We start from the raw sequence: 20,258 nt of genomic DNA, 5'->3' as shown, positions 1-20,258 counted from the left end.
AACGCCGGCGGCACGGGGCGGTTACATCAACCCGAAGTACCGCGGGATGGCGAGCGACAGGCCCGGCCAGAATGTCGTCACCAGCAGGACCGGCAGCCCGACACAGAGGATCAACCCCGCCGATGCGCGCATCGCGGCCACCACGGGGGCCTCGGTCACGTGGCTCGACATGTACAGGATCGGCGCGACCGGCGGGCTGTTGGCCCCGATCACCACCGAACAGGCCACGATGGATGCGTATTGCACGGGATCGATCCCGGCTGCGGTGACCGCCGGAAGGAACAGCGGCGCGATGACCACGGTGACCGAGAGGTCGTCCATCAGCGCGCCGGCCACGACCAGAACCGCGTTGACCAGCAGGATGACCGCGATCGGCGTGGTGGCGATGGCCGAGACGACCTCGGTGATGTTCTGCGGAATCCGCTCGGCGGTCAGAACGCGCGAGATCATGAAGGAAAACAGCAGGATCAGGATGATCGACCCGGTGGTCTGGCTGGCGTCGACAAGCGTGCGGGCAAACGACCTGAACGAGACCTCTCGGTAGATGACCGCGCCGATCAACAGCGTTGCCACGGCGGCGACGGCGGCGGCCTCGGTCGGCGTGAAGATCCCGCCATAGATGCCGCCCAGAATGATCACGGGCAAAAGCAGGGCAGGCGCAGCCTCAAGCGTGACCTTGCCAAGCGGCGCCCGATTTCCGGTCCGAGGAGCCTTTACGTCGAACCGGCGGGTCACCACGACCGCGTTATAGATCAGCAGCCCGATGATCAGCAGGATCGCGGGTCCCAGCGTTGCGGCGAACAGCGCCGCGACCGATTGCCGGGTGACGACGGCAAACAGGATCAGGGTGATCGACGGCGGGATCAGGATCCCCAACAGCGACGACATGCCCAGGAGCGCGGCGACGTATCCCTTGTCATAGCCCTGTTCCGAGGCCGGCTTGCTCAGGATCGTGCCCATCGACGCCACCGCCGCCGTGGCGGTGCCCGCGATGGCTCCGAAAATGGCCGAGGAGATCACCACCGTGTTGCCGATGCTGGTCTTGCCGGAGGACAACCGGGTCACAAAGGCGATGAGACGTTTGGCGACGCCGCCGGATTCCATCAGGTAGCCGGTCAGGATGAACAGCGGCAACGACAGCAGGATGACCGAGTTGAGCGACCGAAATCCCTGCAGCATGAGGGTGCTGGGGTTCACGTCGAACAGCAGGGTCATGATCGCAAGGATCGCCCCGAAACTCCAGACGACGGGCACCCCGATCGACATCAGGATGATGAGCAACACAAGGACGAGAAAGACGGTCATTCCAGCGTTTCCTTGGTGAATCCGATCGCCTGGACAAGATCCCGGATCGCGTAGCCGGTGCAGCCGATCGCACAGAGCAGGATCGAGATCTGAAAGATCCACAGCGGCAGGCCCAGCGCGGGCGTGACCTGTGGCCGATTCATGTTCCATGCCAGCATTTCCCAGGCCCAGTAGCAGAAGAACAGGGTCACGACGATCACCACGATCGCGACGACGGCCTGATGAAGGCGGGCCGCGCGCCCGGCCTCGAGCCGCTGTTCGAGCCAATCGATGTTGATCTGGGCACGGCGCGAGGCGGCGATCAGGGCGCCGGTCATATAGGCTTGGATCGCGCAGAGAATACCGAGCTCCTGCGCCCAGCCGGCGTCCGTGTGCAACAGGTCACGCGCGATGACCAGGTACAGGGTCAATCCGGTGAGCATGGCCATGTTGACAGCCGCAAAGGCGCCAAGCGCCCTTGCGATGATGGTGCCATCTTGGGGGGTGCCAGCGCTCAAAATTCGCTCGCGTTGTCACGAATGGCCTGCATGATCTCGGCCCCGAGCTTGTCCTCCATGACCGGCCAGACCTTTTCCCGCACCACTGCGGCAAACTCCGCGATCGTCTCCTCGGGGAGCTCGATATATTCCATCCCGGCGGCCTTGGCGGCATCGACATAGGATTGATCAAGCGCCTTTGCACCGTCAAACCCGATCTTCATGATCTCCTGCGAGCTGGAGGCGATCACCTCTTGCTGCTCGGGTGTCAGGCTGTCCCAGGCTTCGAGGTTCATCGAGATGATGCCGGTGTTGAACTGCTGACCCAGCGCCGTGTAGTAATCCAGCGTATCGCGGAAATACTCGTAATCCCAATAGATCACGTTGGCGCCATCGCCATCCACGACACCGGTTTGAATCGCGGTGAACAGTTCGCCCCAGTCGATCGTCGCGGTCTGATAGCCCAGGGCATCAATGGTTTCGGCCATCGGCGTCACCGGGGGCACGCGGATCTTGAACTTCGCGGCCTCTTCGATGGTCGAGGCATAGCCGCCCTTGGTCGCGACGCCGTTGAACCCTTCGGGCCAGGCGCCAAAGAATTTCAGGCCAAGATCGGTGTAGATGCCGCCCAGAACGCCGTTCATCCAGCCGCCCTCGCCATAGGCGGCAAGCGCGTCTTCCCAATCCTTGAACATGTAGGGGGTGTAGATCGCCGCGATACGCCCGTCATAAGAGGTCATCGGCCAGTTGATCATCAGGTTCACGTCGTTGGCCATGAACAGGTCAAAGACCTCCTGCTGACCGCCAAGCTCGTTCTGATAGAAGATCTCGACGTCGACCTCGCCGTTGGTGCCTTCCTCGATCATCTGCGCCCATTTTTCCATGGCGTCCCCGACCGAAGAGCCGCGCGCACCGGAATCGGTCGCCAGTTTCAGCGTGACGTCCTGGGCGGCGGCGATAGAGCCGAACAAGGCGGTAGCGCACACCGCGGCCGCCAGACGTTTCGAAAAGCTTCCCATCAATGGTCTCCCTGATTGAACCTCTCACAGCTAGGTACAAAAATGTACAAAATGTCAATCGCGTTCAAAAAAGGGAGGAAGTTCGGAAGATGGCGCCGATGTGAAACCGGTAGAAACGACCGTCTATGGTACGGATTCAAGGCCAATCTCCTGCCGGGGGGGGGGTGGAGTCAAAGTGATGAAGGGCATCACACCTGTACATATACCCGGGAGCGATTCGTCTTTCGCCGCCCGGAAAGGTGGCATCGTGTCGGGTAATTTGCCGGGCGCGCGACATCACGCCTGTTGGGCGGGCTGGTCGGTCAGCCCGTCATAAACCAGCTTGGACAGGAACTGCACCTCTTCCTCGGAGGGTTCGCGTCCGGTCAGGCAGAACAGGTAATCGCGACCGCGCGCAACCCGGGTATCCCAGCTTTCGTGCGTTTCCTGAAGGTCGTAACCGATCTGCGTGAAGTAGACGATCCGCGCCCGGACGTCGGCTTCGCCATAGGGATAGTCGAACCTGCGAAACATCGCCGCGATCGCCTCGAGGCGCGCCCCTTCGTTAAGGTCGAGAACGCGCCGCACGCCGCCAGAGCGACGGGCCCAGTCCCGCACCGCGAAATCAAGCTTGGTGTCGAAATTTCCCTTCGACACCCACGCCGCCAGAAGATGCCCCAGCGCAAAACAGATCGTGTCGCTTTTCGCGCCCGCCGCTTCGATCAGAACCTTGGTATTGGTCGCCGCCCAATGATCCAGCAACGCATCCAGCAGTTCGGTCCGGTTCTTGAAATACCAGTAGAAACTGGACCGTGCGCAGCCCAGTTTCTGCGACAGCGTCAGAACTTTCACCTGGTCGACGCCTTCGGTTATCAGGGTGTCGATTGCCGTATTGAGCCAATCCTCGCGGGTGGTCCGCGCTGGTCCGCGAACGCCCCGGTTGGTTTTCGGCGTGGCCTTGGAAGTCATGGAACCTGCTTTCGCCCAATGGGATGCACTATCATGTACACGATAGACTAAAATCGGTAGGGCCACAATGAACTGTAATCCATCATGAAATGACCGCGCGTTTCCTGTTTTTGTACAAAAACACGCCAACCTGCGGCAATGCGATACCGGGTCGTGACAGGCCGGCGCCACCGCGGCTCAGGCCACGTCGCGATGTGTCAATGTGCAACCGGGACCATGGTCCGGCGCGCGCCGAAACCGGGCGCGGGCGACAGGGTCAGATCTGATTGCGGTTTTCGATCCGTCCCATGTGCAGCATCAGGGCAAAGGCGATGGACGAGAACACCAGGACCCCGGCGGCCAGCGGCAGGACCGAGCCGTTGAACATCAGCCCCACCGGCGCCGAAAGCAGTCCCGCGCCGACCGTCGACAGCGCGCCCATGATCGAGGCCGCCATGCCCGCGATATGGCCCATCGGCTCCATCCCGATGGCGTTCAGATTGCCCAGGGTGGTGCCGGTCATGAAGAACAGGCAGGTCTGCCAGACGACGAAGACCCAGAACAACACGTCGCGCGCCAGACCGATCTCGCCCGCCGTGAGCATCACCGCCGCAAGTGCAATCTGGGCGCCCAGCGACCAGGTGACGATCCGGCGCATGCCGATCCGCACCACGATCGCCGCGTTGAGTAGGCTGGCCGAACCGGAGATCAGCGCCACCACCCCGAAATAGATCGGGAACTTGTCGGCGCGGTCGAATATGACGTCATAGATCGGCTGCACGCTCAGGATCATCGAGAACAGCGTTCCAAGACACAGGGTCTGGACCAGGATCGACAGGCGCACGGTGGGATGTGTCGCCATCTCGCGCAGCGCGGCCCCCAGCAGCGGCGCGCGGAACGGGCGGCGGTTTTCCCGGGCCAGCGTTTCCGGCAGGCGCAGTTCCATCCACAGCATCGAGATCAGCGAGAACAGGATGAACGCAAGGAAGATGCCGCGCCAGCCCGCCAGCGCGATGATGCCCGCGCCCATCAGCGGGGCAAAGGCCGGGAAGATGGTGAAAATCATCATGGCGATCGAGACCATGCGCGCCATCTGGCGCCCGGCGTAAAGGTCGCGCACCACTGCCATCGCCACGACGCGCGGGCCGGCCGCGCCCAACCCCTGAACCAGACGCGCCGCCAGGACCACCTCGAGCGTGGTGCTGGACCAGGCCACGAAGGCTGCCGTGATGTAGATGATGCCGCCGGCCAAGATCACTGGCTTGCGCCCGAAGGCGTCCGACAACGGCCCGGTCACGAAGGTGCCGGCCCCCATGCCCAGGACAAAGGCGGTCAGGATCAGCTGCGCGCGGTTGACGTTGTCGGGGCTGAGTTGCGCGCCGATTTCCGGCAACGCCGGCAGCATCGCATCAATGGAAAAGGCGATGGTGGCGAACATCATCGCGATCAGCGCGATGAATTCGGTCCGCGACATTCGATTCTGCATGGGAACTCCGCGAGGTTACGCGCTGCCGGTATCACGCGTTTCTCGGCGAGGCCAGAGGCCGTGAAACGTCATTCCGCCGGGGCGTGTTGTCCGTGCGGCTGATCGTCCTCGTTGGCGGCGGGCAGCTCGCCTTCTTCCTCGGCTTCCTGGATCTCGTTCTCATGCAGATGGTGGATATGGTGCTGGGGCGTGTTGTGGCCCAGCCGCGCGATCAGCCACAGGGCCTCTTCCTCGCGCTTGCGCATGTTGTAGACGGCGAATTCGTGGATCGCGACGGCGAAGATGCCCAGCCCGAAGAAGATCAGCACCGTCGCCGCGATCTTGCCCAGTATCGTGGCGGGAACGAGGCTCCCGTATCCCACGGTGGAAACCGTCACCACCGTGAAGAAATAGGAATCGACCCAGCCCCAGCCCTCGACGATGTGAAAGAACACCGTCCCCAGCGCGATCACCGAGAGCAGGCTGAAGATCAGTGTCAGGGACTTGAAGTGGGCCAATCTGCGCTCTGCTCCTGTATCTCCTTGATGACTTTCTGCCACAATTCGGCCGATTGTGCACCCGGTACGGCATGTTTGCCCGCCACGATGAAGGTGGGAACCGAATTGACCCCCATCTCGCGGCTATGGGCATCGCGCCGCCGGATATCCTCGCGGTCGGCGTCGGAGGAGAGCAGTTTCATCACCACCGAGGCATCCATCCCGAGGCTGTCGGCCAGATCACACAACACCTCGTGGTCGCCGATGTCGCGCCCGTCGACAAAATAGGCCTGGAACAGCGCCGCCTTGGCCGCATACTGGCGCCCCTCGATCCCGGCCCAGTGGATCAGCCGATGCGCGTCCAACGTGTTGGGCGTGCGCTGAATCTTGTCGAGGTTGAGAGTCAGCCCGGCGGCCTCGGCATGCTCCACGATCGGTGCATAGGCGCGCGCGGCGCCCTGCTTGCCGCCGAACTTGGCCTCCAGGTAGGCGCGACGGTCCATCCCCTCGGCGGGCATGTCGGGGTTGAGCTGGAACGGATGAAACTCGATCACGAAGGGGTGATCGGGGATCTCGGCCAGCGCCCGATCAAGGCTGGCCTTGCCGATATAGCACCAGGGGCAGATCGGGTCGGACAGGATGTCGAGCTTGACGGTCTGGTTGGTCATGCGGGATCGGGACTCCGGGCTGGGAAATAAGCAGGCAGTGCGCGGCGCAACAGCTTGCCATTGGCGCCACTGGGCAGCGCATCAAGGTGAACAAAGGCGCGCGGCTGCTTGTACCGCGCGAGCGTCCCGTTGACATAGGTGCGCAACTCCGCTTCGTCCAGTTCCTTCGGCCCGGTGTAAAAGGCGACGATGATCTTCGTGTCGCGCTTGATCTCGACCTCGGCGGTGCCGACCTGCTCGATGCCGGGATGGGTGCCGAGCACGGATTCCACCTCGACCGGCGAAACGCGGTAGCCGCCGGCGTTCATCATGTCGTCGCCGCGGCCCAGGTAGGTGATCTGCCCGTCCACCGCCATCGCGCCCTGATCGCCGGTCAGGAACCAGTCGCCCTGCATCCGCGCGGCCATCTCGTCGGGCGCGTTGAGATAGCCCAGCATCAGGCCCGGATCGTCCTTGTGCACGGCGATCACCCCCGGTTCGCCCTGCGGCACCGGCTGACCGTCCTCGCCCAGGATTGCCAGGCGGCGCCCCACCTGCGGTTGTCCCAGCGCCACGCCGCGCGCCGGATTGGCCGGGCTGGACGAGATGAAGGTCGAGCATTCGGACATGCCATAGGCCTCGTGCAGCCCGGTTCCGGTCAGCGCCTCCCAGCGGCGGTGCAGATCCTGCGGCAGTTTCTCGCCGGCGGTGAGACCGTGGCGCAGGTCGGGCAGGGCGAGGGCCTCTCGGTCGCGCAGCATCCGGCGATAGACCCCCGGCGCGGCGGCAAAGATGGTGGCGCGGTGTTCGCGCAGCAGATCGGGCAGCATGGCGATATCGGTGCCCGGTTCGGGGATCAGCGCGGTGGCGCCGATGGTCCAGGGGTCCATCAGCCCGGTGCCCAGCGTATAGGTCCAGTTGAAGGCGCCGGCATGGCACAGCCGATCCTCGGGGGTCAGCGCGTACCAGCCCTCGACCATCATCTGCCGCGCCCAGATGGCGCGGTGGGCATGGGCCACCGCCCGCTGGCTGCCCGAGGTGCCGGAGGTAAAGACGACATAGGCCAGCCGCTCGGGATCGCCCATCGCCCAGTCGCAGGCGGGCAGGCTGCGCATCGCCTCCAGCGCCGCGATGTCGATCTGCAGCGGATGATCGGCACAGGCGATCTCGGGGTCGCGCAGCACCGCTGCCGGTTTAAGCTCGGCGATGATCTTGGCGGTTTCCGGTTCGGTCAGCTGCGACGAGGTCGGCACCGGCACCAGCCCGGCGGCGATGGCGCCGAGATAGGCAATCGGGAACTCCACCGTGTTGCCCAGCCGCAAGAGCACGATCTGCCCCGGCTCCAGCCCGGCGCGCAGCAACCCGGTGCCGGTGCCGCGCACCGCGCGCTCCAGCTCCGCATAGCTCCAGTCGTCAGAGCCGTCGCGGCGCAGCACCGAGAGCGCGCATTTGTTCGGAGAGTCCCCGGCCCGGCGCAGCACGAAGGCGGCCAGGTTGAAGGGGGCGGGGCAGGGCGACGGCGGGCCTTGATCGAATATGGAGAGCATGGCAATTGGCTAGCGTGGCCCCGTGCCCGTTGCAAGCGGTCCCCTGCGTCCATATAGAAGCATCATGACCGCGCGAGACCCCAAATCCATCATCCGTATCGCCCGCAGCGGCGGCCCGGAAATCGAGGCCGAACCGCTGGACCTTGGCGCCCGTGTGCGCGAGCTGCGCAAGGCCCGCAACTGGACGCTGGAACAGGCGGCCGGGCAGGCCGGGTTGGCGCGCTCGACGCTGTCCAAGATCGAGAACGGCCAGATGTCACCGACCTATGAGGCGCTCAAGAAGCTGGCCGTCGGGCTGGAGATCTCGGTGCCGCAACTGTTTACCCCGCCGCAGCGCGAACAGGTGAACGGGCGCATGGCGCTGACCCGCTCGGGCGAAGGGGCCGATTACGCCACCGCCACCTATGAGCACGAGTTGCTGGCCGAAAGCCTGACCAAGAAATCCATGCTGCCCTATCGCGCCCGGGTGCGGGCCCGCCGCATGGAGGAGTTCGACGGCTGGGTGCGCCACGATGGCGAGGAATTTCTCTACGTGCTGACCGGGGTGATCAAGCTTTATACCGAGTTTTACGAGCCGATCGAGATGCGCCGGGGCGACAGCGCCTATTACGACGCGGCCATGGGCCACAACGTGATCTCGACCAGCGAAGAGGATGCAACGATCCTCTGGGTGACCTCGCTGACCTGAGCCGCACGCACCGCGGTGGTCATCCCGGGTCCGACCCGGGATGACATGACCGTCGCGCACTCACTCCTCGTACCACCAGACATCGGGCATGAAATTCATCCGGTCGCCATAGGCCGGCAGGCGGTCGGGGTATTTCATCTGCCGGATATGGGCGATCCGTCCGACGTCGTACTGCCAGATCGGAATGACATAGCGCCCGGCAGTCAGAACCCGGTCGAGGGCGCGCACGGCGGCGGTGAAATCCTCGTGCGCCTCGGCCTCGAGCAGGGTATCGATCAGCGCGTCGGCGGCGGGCGAGGCCATGCCCATCAGGTTGCGTGTGCCCGGCTGCTCCACCCCCGCGCTGCCCCAGTACAGCCGCTGTTCGTTGCCCGGTGACAGCGAAAGGTCGCGACGAAAGGTGGTCATGTCGAAATCATACGCGGCCACCCGCCCGGCATACTGGGCATCGTCCACCGTATCGACCCGCAGCGTGATGCCCAGCCGCGACAGCGCAGTGGCATAGATGTCGACGACGCGCTGCATCTCGCCGTCGCCCTGGCGCAGCAGCACGGAAAAGGCAAAAGGCGCGCCACCGGCATTGCGCAACTCCCCGTCCTGTACCGTCCATCCGGCGGCGTTCAACAGGTCCATTGCGCGGCGCAGGTTGGCGCGGTTGCGCGCGGTGCCGTCGCCCTCGGGCAGGGCATAACCCTCGATCGCGCCGGGCGGCAGGCTGTCGGCAAAGGGCGTCAGAAGATCGCGCACCTTGCCGGTTGCGGGGCCGGGATGCATGGCCAGTTCGGAGTTGGAGAAATACGAGGTGATGCGCGGCTGCGCCCCGCCGGTCATGGTGTCGTTGATGTATTCGAAGTTGAAGGCCAGCAGCATCGCCTCGCGCACGCGCCAGTCGGCAAAGGCGCCGCGCCGGGTGTTCATCACCAGCCCCGTCATCCCCGAGGGCCGCTTGTGCGGGATTTCGGATTTGACGATATCGCCGCGCTGGACCGCCGGGAAATCATACTGCCGGTCCCATTTCTCGGCGTTGAACTCGCGCACCGCAGACAACGCGCCGGCCTTGAACGCCTCGAACAGCACGGTGCCGTCGCCATAGAACTCGATCCGCATCTCGTCGAAGTTCTGCGTGCCGCGCCGGAACGGCAGATCCGCGCCCCAGTAGTCGGGATCGCGCGCGAGGGTGACGAACCGGCCCGGCTCGAAATCGGTCACCACGTAGGGGCCGGTGCCGATGGGGATCTCGTCCAGCCCCGAGGCGGTGAAATCCTTGCCCTCCCATTGTGCCTTTTTCAGGATCGGGCGCATGCCGGCGATCAGCGCCAGCTCGCGGTCACGTGTGGTGAAGCTCAACCGTACGGAACGCGGCCCGGTTTGTACGATCTGCGCGACCTGACCCCAGAATCCACGATAACGCAGGTGCCCCTTGGTGCCCAATGTCTCGTAGGACCAGATCACGTCCTCGACCGTCACCGGGCTGCCATCCGAGAACCTCGCGCCCTCGCGCAGGGTGAATTCGACCCAGGATCGGTCCGGCGCGGTTTCCACCGATTCGGCCAGAAGACCGTAAAGCGTGAACGGTTCGTCCCAGGATCGACCGAGAAGCGATTCGTAGCCCCAGAATCGCAACTGCCAGGGCGCGGTGCCTTTCTGCACGAAAGGGTTGAGCGAATCGAAGCCGCCGGTATTGCCGAACACCACGCGCCCGCCCTTGGGGGCATCCGGGTTGACGTAGGGCAGGGACACAAAATCAGGTGGGAGCGCAGGCTCACCATACATAGCTATGCCATGCGTTGGCGCCGCCTGGGCGAGTTGAACGCTAATATAAAGGGCGATTCCGCTCAGGAACGCCCTCGCCATGGGAGAGAAGCCCGGTCGCACTTTGGAAACAATCATGATCTGCTCGTATCGTTTATGGTGACGCTAACGGGGGATTCGCGTGTTTTCAAACTTTTAGCTTGGAGAAGCGCCGGGAATTGCTTATAAAGACCTCACTGCTCGATAGGTTTCTTGCCTGTATGAAACCTGCCTCAATAACTTAACGCCCGCCTTGTGCGGGCGTTTTTTTTGGGCAGGTTTCCGGTTGATCGGGATCGCCCCTCGGGGGGGGGCATCGGTCGGTCCGGGTGGACCATGCCCGGCCTTATTCCCCTTCTGCCCTGCGCCGCAAGGACAAAACGCCGCCGGGGTTTTCCGGCGCCGCTTTCATGTATATTTCGCATGTGCAGCATGTCAGGATGCGCGTGAAATCAAGCAAAGGGGAACAGGATGTCACTGACCGGAAAAACCGCCATCGTCACCGGATCGAACTCAGGAATCGGGCTGGGCGTGGCCTGGGAACTGGCCCGCGCCGGGGCCGATGTTGTCTTGAACTCCTTCACCGACCGGGACGAGGATCACGCGCTGGCGGCGCAGATCGCCAAGGAAACCGGGGTCACCGCGCGCTATATCAAGGCGGACATGTCCAAGGGCGCCGAATGCCGCGCGCTGATCGAACAGGCCGGGACCTGTGACATCCTCGTCAACAACGCCGGGATCCAGCACGTCGCGCCGATCGACGAGTTCCCGGTCGAGAAATGGGATGCAATCATCGCCATCAACCTGAACTCGGCCTTTCACACCACCGCCGCCGCGCTGCCGTTGATGCGCAAGGCGGGCTGGGGCCGGGTGGTCAACATCGCCTCGGCGCACGGGCTGACCGCTTCGCCCTACAAATCGGCCTATGTGGCGGCCAAGCATGGCATCGTCGGCATGACCAAGACCGTGGCGCTGGAAACCGCGCAGGAGCCGATCACCGCCAACGCGATCTGCCCGGGCTACGTCCTGACCCCGCTGGTCGAGGCGCAGATCCCCGACACCATGAAGGAATACGGCATGAGCCGCGAGGACGTGATCAAGAACGTCATGCTGGAACGCCAGCCGAGCAAGGCCTTTGCCACTGTCGAGCAACTGGGCGGCACCGCCGTGTTCCTGTGCTCGGACGCGGCCACCCAGATCACCGGCACCACGATCAGCGTCGACGGCGGCTGGACCGCACTTTGACCAAGAAACGGGTCATCAACCTCGCGCTGCAGGGTGGGGGCGCGCATGGCGCCTTCACTTGGGGCGTGCTCGACCGGCTATTGGAAGACGAGACGTTGGAGATCGCGGCGATTACCGGCACCTCGGCCGGGGCGCTGAACGCGGCGGCGCTCAAGGCCGGGATGGTCTCGGGCGGGCGCGAGGGCGCGCGCGAAAACCTCGACTGGCTCTGGGGCCGGATGGGGGCGGTGGGCGACATGCGGCTGAGCAACTGGGCCGGTGTGCTGGAGCCGGCGCAGATGGCACGCGGGATCGAGTACTCGCTGCCGTTCTCGCTGGCCGATGCCTGGACGCGGCTGGTCTCGCCCTATGCCTATGGCCCCTTCTACCTCAATCCGCTGGACCCGGTGGTGCGGGCGATGGATTTCGACCGGGTCTGCGCCGATGCGGCGCCGGAACTGTTCATCTGTGCCACGCGGGTCCGTACCGGCAAGATCCGGGTGTTTTCAGGCCGCGATATCAGCACCGAGGCGGTGCTCGCCTCGGCCTGCCTGCCGAACCTGTTCCAGGCGGTCGAGATCGAGGACCCCGAGACCGGCGAGGTCGAGGCCTATTGGGACGGTGGCTATACCGGCAACCCGGCGCTGTTCCCGCTGTTCAAGCCGCATTTGCCCCCCGACGTGGTGGTGGTGAACATCAACCCGCTGGAACGCCCCGAGGTGCCCAGATCGCCGCAGGAGATCGAGAACCGGATCAGCGAGATCAGCTTCAACTCCTCGCTGCTGCGAGAATTGCGGGCGATCCATTACGCGCAACAGGTCATGGACGAGAACGCGCTGAGGGACGACCGGGTTGCGCGGATCTTCGTCCACATGATCGCTGACGATGCCCTGATGCAGGAGCTTTCGATCGCGACCAAGGTGGTGCCGACCCCGTCGGTCCTGGCCCGTCTGAAAGAGGCCGGACGCGCGTCGGCGCAGACCTTCCTTGATCGCGATGCGCCAAACATCGGGCTACGCCACAGCGTCAACCTGGAAGAGATGTTCGGCTGAGACGGTTCAGCGGATGCGCACCGGCTCGTCCTGCTCGAGATAGGCCTCTTCCTCGGGCGTCAGGTCCACCTTGTCGAACCCTGTGACCATGGGCCGGACGTGGGCGCGGAACGATCCGCCGACCGTCAAAAGGTAGACATGCGCCATGACAAAGGCGGCGATGGCAAAGCCGGCCAGCAGGTGCAGGTTGGCCACGATGGTCAGCCACAGCGTGGCATTGGGCACGCTGTCCCAGAAATTATAGGTCAGGTAGATCACCCCGGTGACCCAGATCGCCGGGAACAGCACCAATTTCAGCGCCAGGTAGGTCAGCGCCTGCAACGGGTTGTGCTTGCGCCAATAGGCCTTGCGATAGGGGTGTTTCTCGCCCTTGAAGATGCCCCAGGCATAAAAACGGGCGACCTTGAACAGCCCCTCGGTGGTGGGCACGTAATGCACCCAGGTGCCGGTGGTGATGTGCCAGAAGATGGCGAAGACCCACAGCAGGATCAGCGCCAGCGCGGTGATGATATGCAGCATCACCGCCGGGCCAAAGGGCATCAGCCCGTTCAGCCCGGTCACCGCCAGCCCAGTGAACATCAGCACGAAGATCAGCGCCATCTGCGTCCAGTGCCAGAAGCGTTCGAAACGCGGATAGATCTTGACGAACCGTTCGGTCATGACGCGTCTCCGTCCTTGCCAGTGAAAATCCGTCCCAAGGCATGGATGCCCAGTGCCAGCGCGGTCGCCGCGATCAGCGCAAGGCCCAGCACCCCGGCGGTGCTGAACGGGGTGCGCCCGGGCATGTAGACCCCGTCGATCCCGTCCATGCGGCCGTCGGCGGCGTGGCATTCGGCGCAATCCAGCGCATCCTTGGCCGGCGCGACCATATGGGTGATCGGCCAGGACATGTGGGTATCGACGAAACCGTATTCGCCCGAATACTCGGCGCCGGCCGCCTTCATCCCGGCCGCGATCGCCTTGGACCAGTCGAAGTTGGTCCAGAAGGCGCTGTCGGTGGTCGGCCCCCAGACGTGACTGTAGGCAAGGCGGTTCAACCCGGCATCATAGGCCTGCCGCCCGTCCAGCCGCTTGAACGGCCAGATCCGGCTGTTGCCGTCCGCGGGGTCACCGGTGATCCTGTTGACCTCGACCACCTTGCTCGGATCGATGGTCTCGTCGCTCAGGGTGTATTCCACCTGTCCGTTGAACCATTCATAGAGCGGTTCGACGTTCTCTTCCCAGACGAAATCGCCCTTCGTCGCCAGGTAGGTGTGGCGATGCTTGCCGTCGCCCTGGGTATAACCCTCGCGCGTCAGCGGCTTGCCGTCCGCCCCCATCTTGCCGGCGGTGGACCAGTCCCATTCCATCTTGGTCGCCACGCCGCCGCGGGCGAACTCGGGGATGTGGCAGGTCTGGCAGGCCAGCTTGTCGGTATGGTCGTTCAGCTTCACGCCCTTCAGGGTCACGGGATGCGGCTCGGTGCCGTGGCAACTCTGGCAGGTGGCCACATCGCGCCGCCGGTGCGGCATGCCGGGCCCCTTGGTGTCGGCCGCCATGACGTCATAGCGCGAGCCGGCCCAGCTGTGCTGATCGCTGACATGGCAGTCGGAACAGACCATGTTGCCGCCATCGGGCGACATGTGCACGTCGACGTCGCGCGACGGGTTGAACAGCACCGAGGACAGGTCGCCGTGCTTAACATTGTCGCCGCCGCCGCCGTAGAAATGGCACTGGCCGCAATTCTCGCGCCCCGGCATGCCGACGCTTTGCGCCGCCTTGGACAGATCGACCGGCCAGGCATCGGCGCCGGTGATGGTCTTGGTGCCCGGCTTGACCGGGGCCAGAGGCGGCATCCCGGCGCCGGTTGAACTCTTGGTGTATTCGCCGGAGCGATCGTGGCAGACAAGGCAGTCGGGCGTCACCGACTCCTGTTGCGGGCTCTGGTTCATGTTGTCCCAGCCATAGCCGGCATGGCAGGAGGTGCAGCGCGGTTCGTTGCCCACGACGTTGCCGCAAAAGGCGTTGATCACGTTGCGTTTGCCCAGCAACTGACCGGTCCCCGGATGCTCGAACTCCCAGGTGAAATGGATCGAGTGCATCACCTGGTCGTCGGCCTCGGTATGGCATTTGACGCAGGCCTCGGTCACCGCCGGGCCGGAGCTGAACTCCTGCTGCAGGATCTTGAACTGGGAATGGTCGGCGGTACTGCCGGTTCCGGGGATCCCGGGCGCCTCGCTCATCTGCGCGAGGGCGCCGGTGGCCGCGAGGAACAGCGCGACGGCTACGGCGGTCAAAACACGAGGTGGCAAGGGAGACCTCCCGGCTGGAAATGATAATTCTGCCGCGCATGTTCTGACACATCGCCGGGCCGCACCTTGATCGAGGTCAAAGTGAAACCGGCCGGATCACGCCGGCGGCCGGGTCGGGTCCTTTTCGTTCGGATAGACCAGCCCGGCCGAGATCACCAGCTTGGCCGCATCCTCGACCGTCATGTCGAGTTCGGTCACGTCCTCTTCGGGAAAGAACAGCAGGAAGCCCGAGGTCGGGTTCGGCGTGGTGGGCACGAAAACGCTGATCAGCCGGCCGCCGGTTTCGGCGCGCTGCGCCACCTCGCCCTTGGCGGTGGTCGAGATGAAGCCGATGGCCCAGATCCCGCGCCGCGGATACTGGATCAGGCAGGCTTTCTCGAACGAGCTTTCGCTTTGGGCGAAAACCGTCTCGGAAATCTGCTTGATCCCGGAATAGACCGAGCGCACCACCGGCATCCGGTCGACCAGACGTTCGGCAAAGCCGATCAGCGACCGGCCGATGATCCCCTTGGCAATCCAGCCGACGATGACGGTGAACATCAGAAAGATGATCACCCCGACGCCGCGCAGGTTGATGCCGATGTATTGCTCGGGGCGCATGGTTTGCGGCACCAGCGGCAGCACGACGCCGTCGATCCAGCCCACAACCGACCAGATCAGCCAGATCGTCAGCCCCACCGGGGCGATCACCACCAGCCCGGTCAGGAACGCCCCCCGAAGCCGGGCCAGAAGCCCCGGGCCGCGATGCGGTTCCTCGTCAAATGGGGTGTTCATCGGTGTTCCATCCTGTCCGAAGGCGAAGATATGGATTCGCCCGGCACTCTACAATGGTCAGGCCTCCGGCACAGCCTCGGAACCGCCCTCAGGTCGAAACCCTGCGCAAGGCTTGGGCGATCTGTGCCGCCAGCACCGCGTTGTTCCGAACCAGCGCGATGTTGGCACGCAGGGATTTGCCGCGCGTCGCCTTGAACACCCGGTCCAGCAGGAAGGGCGTGACCGCCTTTCCGGTGATTCCCTGTTCCTCGGCCTCCATCTGCGCGGCGGCGATGATCGGCGCCATCACCTCGGAGGGGATCTCGTCCGCCTCCGGGATCGGGTTGGCTACCAGTTGGCCACCGGGCAGGCCCAGCGCCTTGCGCGCGCCATGGGCGCGGGCGATGGTTTCGGCATCGTCCATCCGCAGCGGCGCGGCATAGGGCGACCGGCGCGACCAGAATGCCGGGAACACCTCTTGCCCCGGCACGATTACCGGCACGCCGAGGGTTTCCAGCACCTCCAGCGTCTTGCCGATATCAAGGATCGACTTGGCCCCGGCCGAGACCACGGTGACCGGCGTCTGCGCCAGTTCCTGCAGGTCGGCAGAGATGTCAAAGGTGGTTTCGGCGCCGCGATGCACACCGCCGATGCCCCCGGTGGCAAAGACCGAGATTCCGGCATGTTTCGCCGCGATCATGGTGGCCGCGACGGTGGTCGCACCGGTGCCGCCACTGGCCAGGCAGGGCGCCAGGTCGGCGCGCGACAGCTTGGCGACATCGGTCATCTTGCCCAGTGTCTGCAGCAACTCGCCCTCGAGTCCGATGTGCAGCCGGCCCTCGATCACCGCGATGGTGGCCGGGGTCGCCCCGGCGGCGCGGATATCGGCCTCGACCTGGAGCGCCACGGCGACGTTCTGCGGATAGGGCATCCCGTGGGTGATGATCGTGCTTTCAAGCGCCACCAACGGTTGACCCGAGGACCGGGCGCGGGCGGCTTCGGCGGAAAATGTCATGTAAATCAATGTAATGTCTCTCCTGAAACGTAACGGGCGGCGGCGGCGAGCGCGTGATGAAACGCCGCGTCACGCGGGTGCCCCCGGGTCTCGGCCGCGATATGTGCGGCCATGAAGGTATCGCCGGCGCCGGTGACGCGGGCTACGGCGACCTCCGGCGGCGCGAGGCTGAGAACACCGTCGCGATGGGCGTCGGCGGCGGGGCGGGCGCCATCGGTCACCAGGGCCCGCACGGCGCCTTTCGCCAGCAGGGCCCGGGCGGCGGTCTCGGCGGACTCGAAGCGGGTATCGCAGAGCAACCCGGCCTCTTCGAGGTTGAGGTAGAGCGTGCTGCGTCCGTGGCGCAGGAACCGCGCGATGCGGTCCGCCTTGCCGGGCGAAGCGGGCGCGATGCGCAGGTCGGCGGCGGCAAAGGCCGGGCTCTCGGCGATCTCGGCCAGCAGCGCCGTGGTCAGGTTGCCGTCCAGCGCGATGATCCCGCCAAAGGGCGCGCCGGGATCGCCCAGCGTGCCATCGACAAGCGGCGCAAGGATGCGCGCGCCGGCGGCCTCAAGCGTATGGGCGTCGGCGATGGCGGCAACCAGCCCGTTGGCCGCCTCGACCGCCATGTACCGGTCGGTGGGCAGATCTTCGGGACGGTGGATGTGATCGGTGACAAGGCCAAGCCCGGCGCAGGCGGTGATCAGCTCATCGCCCTCGGGGTCGCGGCCAACCGCGCTGAGCAGGGTCGGGCGCAGCCCGTGACGCGCCAGCGCCATGGCAATGTTCAAGGCCACCCCGCCGGGCAGGCGGGTGATCCGCCCCGGCATGTCCGCCCCCTCCCGCATCGCGGCGGGAGAGCGACCGATGACGTCCCAAAGGACGCTGCCGATGCACAGGATTGGAGAGGGCGCGGGCGAGTTCATGCAGCGGTTGTGCCGTCATTTGCCAAAGGGCGCAAGCGCCGCCGGTGGTCAGGGGGCGGAAAATGTCATGGCCGCCCAGAGGGTTTCCCAGGCCGCTGCCGCATCCCCGGGCGCGGGACGCAGGACCACCGCGTCAAGCAGGTACTCATGCCCCGGCGTGACCGGGATCATCGCCTTGCCCGCAGCGTCGGTGCGCAGGCGGGTCACCGTCACGGCGCCCCCGGGGGCACGGTCGAAAACTTCGATCTGCGCCTGCGCTCTCGGTGCCCCCCGGTACAGCAGTTGCACCGCAAAACCATCCGTCAGGTCGTCGGTATAGGGGTTGGCCAGCGCCACGAACTCGGTCTCCAGGCCGGTGGGCGAATCCGCCCCGCGCGCCGCACCGACCCCGACCAGCGCCTTGGCATAGCGGGTATAGACCTCGCGGAACCCGGCCTCGGGCAGGCCCCGGCCGATATGGCGGGCGCGGATGTTCGGGAAATCCTTGTGCGCGGCAAAGGCGGCGAAGTCCTCCCATGTCGCGTAGGCGACGGTCGAGGGCGTGGTCTGGTGCAGGATCACCACCAGCCCGTCAGCTCCGGCGGCGGTGGAGAGCGCGGGCAGATCGCCCATGCGGCCGGTGTAAACCTCGGCCCGGCCGTCGCGGATCAGTTCGAACCGGGCGGTTTGCGCGGCGAAGAACGGGTAGGCCGCGCCATTGAAATTCTGTCCGGTGCGCAGGTCCGCCAAAAGCGGCGCGCCGATTTCCACTTGATAGTTCTGCGGCGCGATCCAAAACTCATGGGAAAGGGCAGGGCGCGCGAATAGCCAGAGCGCGGCCAGAAAAACGGGGAAAACGCGGGGCAAAATGTACAATCCTTTCCGATCTTACCGCTTGAACCTGATCGCCGCGGCGCTGCTGTCAAGTCTCTGCATCCTGTTCGGCACCGCGATGGCGCGCGCGCATGAAGTCACCCCGACCATCGCCGACATGGCGGTGCGCGACGGGATCCTGACCCTCGATCTTCGGCTGAATGCCGAGGCTTTTGTTGCGGAAATCAACCTGGACGGGTTGACCGATACGAACGCCACCGCAAGGTCGGGGCTCTATGACAGCCTGCGCGCGCAGCCGCCAGAGGTGTTCGCACCGCGCCTACGCGATTTTGCCGAAACCTGGGTCGGGCAGATCCGGGTGACGGCGGGCGGGCCGGTTGCGCTGGAGGTGGCGGATGTCAGCGTTCCAGAGGTCGGCGATCCGGGATTGCCGCGCGCCTCGCACCTTGTGCTGAGGGGGCGACTGCCGGAGGGGAGCCACAGTCTCACCCTGGCCTGGCCGTTCGGGGCGGGCGACCTGGTGTTGCGCCAGCAGGGGGTGGAGGATCCCTTTACCGGCTATATCGCCGGCGGCATCCAGACCCCGCCGATCGCGCTGAAGGGCGGATCGGACCAGACCGGCTGGCAGGCCTTTGCCGAATACGTTCCGGTGGGCTTTGACCACATCCTGCCCAAGGGGCTGGATCACATCCTGTTCGTGCTGGGGCTGTTCTTTCTCTCGACCCACTGGCGGCCGCTGCTGTGGCAGGTCAGCGCCTTTACGCTGGCGCATACGGTGACCCTCGCGTTGGGGGCGCTGGGTTGGGTCAGCCTTCCTGCCAGCATCGTCGAGCCGCTGATCGCGGCCTCGATCGTCTATGTCGCGGTCGAGGATATCCTCAGCGAAAGGCTCAGCCGCTGGCGCCCGCTGGTGATCTTCGGCTTCGGGCTGCTGCACGGGCTGGGTTTTGCCAGCGTCCTGGGCGAGTTCGGCCTGCCCGAGGGGCAGTTCGTTCCGGCGCTGCTCGGCTTCAACGTCGGGGTCGAGATCGGCCAGTTGACGGTGATCGCGCTGGCCTTTCTCGCTGTCGGTCTCTGGTTCGCCAACAAGACCTGGTACCGGGCGCGGCTCGCGGTGCCGGCCTCGGTGGTGATCGCGTTGATCGGCAGCTACTGGTTCGTGGAGCGGGTGTTCCTCTGACCGCTCAGCCCATCGCGGCGGTCAGCCCCTGCAGCGCGGCGAGCGGGTCGTCGGCGCCCCAGATCTCATCGCCGATGCCGAAGAAATCGGTGATCGGGGTCAGGGTCGCGACGATTTCCGGCGTCAATCCGTCCTCGGCCACCACCGGCAGTTCGATCATCTGCGACCACCATTCGAACAGCTCGGGCTCGGCCATCGTCCCGTCGCCGAGCGCCGTGGCGCCGACCGGGCCGAAGCTGACGTAATCGGCGCCGGCCTCGCCCGCGGTCATGCCGTCATGGCGCGAGGTGCCGCAAAAGCTTCCGACGATGGCATCGGCGCCCAGAGTCTTGCGCGCGGCGCGGACCGAGCGGGCGGCGTCGGAGAGGTGCACGCCGTCCAGCCCCAGCCGCTGCGCCAGGAGCACGTGATCGGTAATCACCAGCGCCACGTCGCGGGCGTGCGACACCTCGCGCAGGGCATCGGCGGCGCGGGCGACCTCGTCCTCGTCATGGCTGGCCAGGGTCAGGCGGATGCAGGCGATCTCGACCGCGTCCAGCACGCGTGCCAGTTGGTCGGGAAACGCTTCGAGGTCAAAGGTGGGGGGCGTGATCAGGTAAAGCTGCGGCTGCTCGGGGGCGTCCATGGCGGCGGTCCTTGGTTGGTTTCGCGCGGTTTTCCGGG

General features: G+C 65.2%; 20 protein-coding genes. 4 read left to right on the top strand and 16 right to left on the bottom strand.

All coding sequences use genetic code 11. The annotated features are described in order from the left end of the window. Positions 1–21 precede the first annotated feature (21 nt). The 8 genes from ABWV23_RS00685 to ABWV23_RS00650 all read right to left on the bottom strand — a co-directional run bounded on the left by ABWV23_RS00685 (position 22) and on the right by ABWV23_RS00650 (position 7,883). Positions 22–1,305, bottom strand: a complete 1,284-nt coding sequence (locus ABWV23_RS00685) for a TRAP transporter large permease (RefSeq protein WP_353343881.1) — start codon at positions 1,303–1,305, stop codon at positions 22–24. Then, positions 1,302–1,733 (bottom strand): TRAP transporter small permease, encoded by a 432-nt coding sequence (locus ABWV23_RS00680; protein ID WP_353343879.1) that lies wholly within the window; start codon positions 1,731–1,733, stop codon positions 1,302–1,304. Before ABWV23_RS00680 ends, ABWV23_RS00685 begins: the two co-directional genes overlap by 4 nt. Positions 1,734–1,798: 65 nt before the next feature. Then, positions 1,799–2,800 carry a TRAP transporter substrate-binding protein DctP gene (gene dctP / locus ABWV23_RS00675; RefSeq protein ID WP_353343877.1) on the bottom strand — a complete coding sequence of 334 codons (1,002 nt, stop codon included), beginning with the start codon at positions 2,798–2,800 and terminating at the stop codon, positions 1,799–1,801. Between the two features lie 276 nt (positions 2,801–3,076). Further along, positions 3,077–3,748 carry a TetR/AcrR family transcriptional regulator gene (locus ABWV23_RS00670; RefSeq protein WP_353343875.1) on the bottom strand — a complete coding sequence of 224 codons (672 nt, stop codon included), beginning with the start codon at positions 3,746–3,748 and terminating at the stop codon, positions 3,077–3,079. Positions 3,749–4,004: 256 nt separating this feature from the next. Next, positions 4,005–5,201 carry a multidrug effflux MFS transporter gene (locus tag ABWV23_RS00665; protein WP_353343873.1) on the bottom strand — a complete coding sequence of 399 codons (1,197 nt, stop codon included), beginning with the start codon at positions 5,199–5,201 and terminating at the stop codon, positions 4,005–4,007. Positions 5,202–5,281: 80 nt separating this feature from the next. Further along, a complete protein-coding gene (locus ABWV23_RS00660; RefSeq protein WP_353343871.1) occupies positions 5,282–5,710 on the bottom strand; it encodes a potassium channel family protein in 429 nt (142 codons plus the stop codon). After that, positions 5,689–6,357, bottom strand: coding sequence for a DsbA family oxidoreductase (locus tag ABWV23_RS00655; RefSeq protein ID WP_353343869.1), 669 nt, complete (start codon positions 6,355–6,357; stop codon positions 5,689–5,691). Before ABWV23_RS00655 ends, ABWV23_RS00660 begins: the two co-directional genes overlap by 22 nt. Next, complete coding sequence (locus ABWV23_RS00650) at positions 6,354–7,883, bottom strand: class I adenylate-forming enzyme family protein (RefSeq protein WP_353343867.1); 1,530 nt, start codon at positions 7,881–7,883, stop codon at positions 6,354–6,356. Before ABWV23_RS00650 ends, ABWV23_RS00655 begins: the two co-directional genes overlap by 4 nt. Positions 7,884–7,947: 64 nt before the next feature. Between ABWV23_RS00650 and ABWV23_RS00645 the strand changes: the two genes are divergently transcribed. After that, a complete protein-coding gene (locus ABWV23_RS00645) occupies positions 7,948–8,571 on the top strand; it encodes a helix-turn-helix domain-containing protein (protein WP_353343865.1) in 624 nt (207 codons plus the stop codon). A 60-nt stretch (positions 8,572–8,631) separates the two neighbouring features. Here the strand turns inward: ABWV23_RS00645 and ABWV23_RS00640 are convergent, their stop codons facing one another. Then, positions 8,632–10,425 (bottom strand): extracellular solute-binding protein, encoded by a 1,794-nt coding sequence (locus ABWV23_RS00640; RefSeq protein WP_353343863.1) that lies wholly within the window; start codon positions 10,423–10,425, stop codon positions 8,632–8,634. 408 nt (positions 10,426–10,833) lie between these two features. Between ABWV23_RS00640 and ABWV23_RS00635 the strand changes: the two genes are divergently transcribed. Beyond that, the gene (locus ABWV23_RS00635; protein ID WP_353343861.1) at positions 10,834–11,607 is read left to right on the top strand and encodes a 3-hydroxybutyrate dehydrogenase; all 774 of its coding nucleotides are present in this window, start codon (positions 10,834–10,836) and stop codon (positions 11,605–11,607) included. Beyond that, on the top strand, positions 11,604–12,638 hold the full coding sequence (locus ABWV23_RS00630; RefSeq protein WP_353343859.1) for a patatin-like phospholipase family protein: 1,035 nt from the start codon (positions 11,604–11,606) through the stop codon (positions 12,636–12,638). The genes ABWV23_RS00635 and ABWV23_RS00630 overlap by 4 nt, the downstream gene beginning before the upstream one ends. 6 nt (positions 12,639–12,644) lie before the next feature. Here ABWV23_RS00630 and ABWV23_RS00625 read toward each other — a convergent pair whose 3' ends face one another. The 6 genes from ABWV23_RS00625 to ABWV23_RS00600 all read right to left on the bottom strand — a co-directional run bounded on the left by ABWV23_RS00625 (position 12,645) and on the right by ABWV23_RS00600 (position 18,448). Continuing rightward, a complete protein-coding gene (locus ABWV23_RS00625) occupies positions 12,645–13,298 on the bottom strand; it encodes a cytochrome b/b6 domain-containing protein (protein WP_353343857.1) in 654 nt (217 codons plus the stop codon). Then, positions 13,295–14,929 carry a tetrathionate reductase family octaheme c-type cytochrome gene (locus ABWV23_RS00620; protein WP_353343855.1) on the bottom strand — a complete coding sequence of 545 codons (1,635 nt, stop codon included), beginning with the start codon at positions 14,927–14,929 and terminating at the stop codon, positions 13,295–13,297. Before ABWV23_RS00620 ends, ABWV23_RS00625 begins: the two co-directional genes overlap by 4 nt. Before the next feature lie 96 nt (positions 14,930–15,025). Further along, entirely contained in the window at positions 15,026–15,703 is a 678-nt protein-coding gene (locus tag ABWV23_RS00615) for a DUF502 domain-containing protein (RefSeq protein ID WP_353343853.1), read from the bottom strand. 88 nt (positions 15,704–15,791) lie between these two features. Further along, positions 15,792–16,706 (bottom strand): pseudouridine-5'-phosphate glycosidase, encoded by a 915-nt coding sequence (locus ABWV23_RS00610; RefSeq protein ID WP_353343851.1) that lies wholly within the window; start codon positions 16,704–16,706, stop codon positions 15,792–15,794. Further along, a complete protein-coding gene (locus ABWV23_RS00605; protein WP_353343849.1) occupies positions 16,703–17,602 on the bottom strand; it encodes a PfkB family carbohydrate kinase in 900 nt (299 codons plus the stop codon). The genes ABWV23_RS00610 and ABWV23_RS00605 overlap by 4 nt, the downstream gene beginning before the upstream one ends. Positions 17,603–17,650: 48 nt before the next feature. Further along, the gene (locus ABWV23_RS00600; protein WP_353343847.1) at positions 17,651–18,448 is read right to left on the bottom strand and encodes a DUF4198 domain-containing protein; all 798 of its coding nucleotides are present in this window, start codon (positions 18,446–18,448) and stop codon (positions 17,651–17,653) included. A 1-nt stretch (position 18,449) separates the two neighbouring features. Between ABWV23_RS00600 and ABWV23_RS00595 the strand changes: the two genes are divergently transcribed. After that, positions 18,450–19,595, top strand: a complete 1,146-nt coding sequence (locus ABWV23_RS00595; protein ID WP_502901576.1) for a HupE/UreJ family protein — start codon at positions 18,450–18,452, stop codon at positions 19,593–19,595. 4 nt (positions 19,596–19,599) lie between these two features. Here ABWV23_RS00595 and ABWV23_RS00590 read toward each other — a convergent pair whose 3' ends face one another. Continuing rightward, positions 19,600–20,220 carry a thiamine phosphate synthase gene (locus ABWV23_RS00590; RefSeq protein WP_353343845.1) on the bottom strand — a complete coding sequence of 207 codons (621 nt, stop codon included), beginning with the start codon at positions 20,218–20,220 and terminating at the stop codon, positions 19,600–19,602. Between the last annotated feature and the right edge of the window lie 38 nt (positions 20,221–20,258).

Origin of the sequence: Aquicoccus sp. SU-CL01552 (assembly GCF_040365005.1) — a bacterium.
GTDB lineage: Bacteria > Pseudomonadota > Alphaproteobacteria > Rhodobacterales > Rhodobacteraceae > Antarcticimicrobium.
The sequence above is the reverse complement of the archived record's forward strand: the minus strand, read 5'-3'. Positions and strand labels throughout refer to the sequence as shown.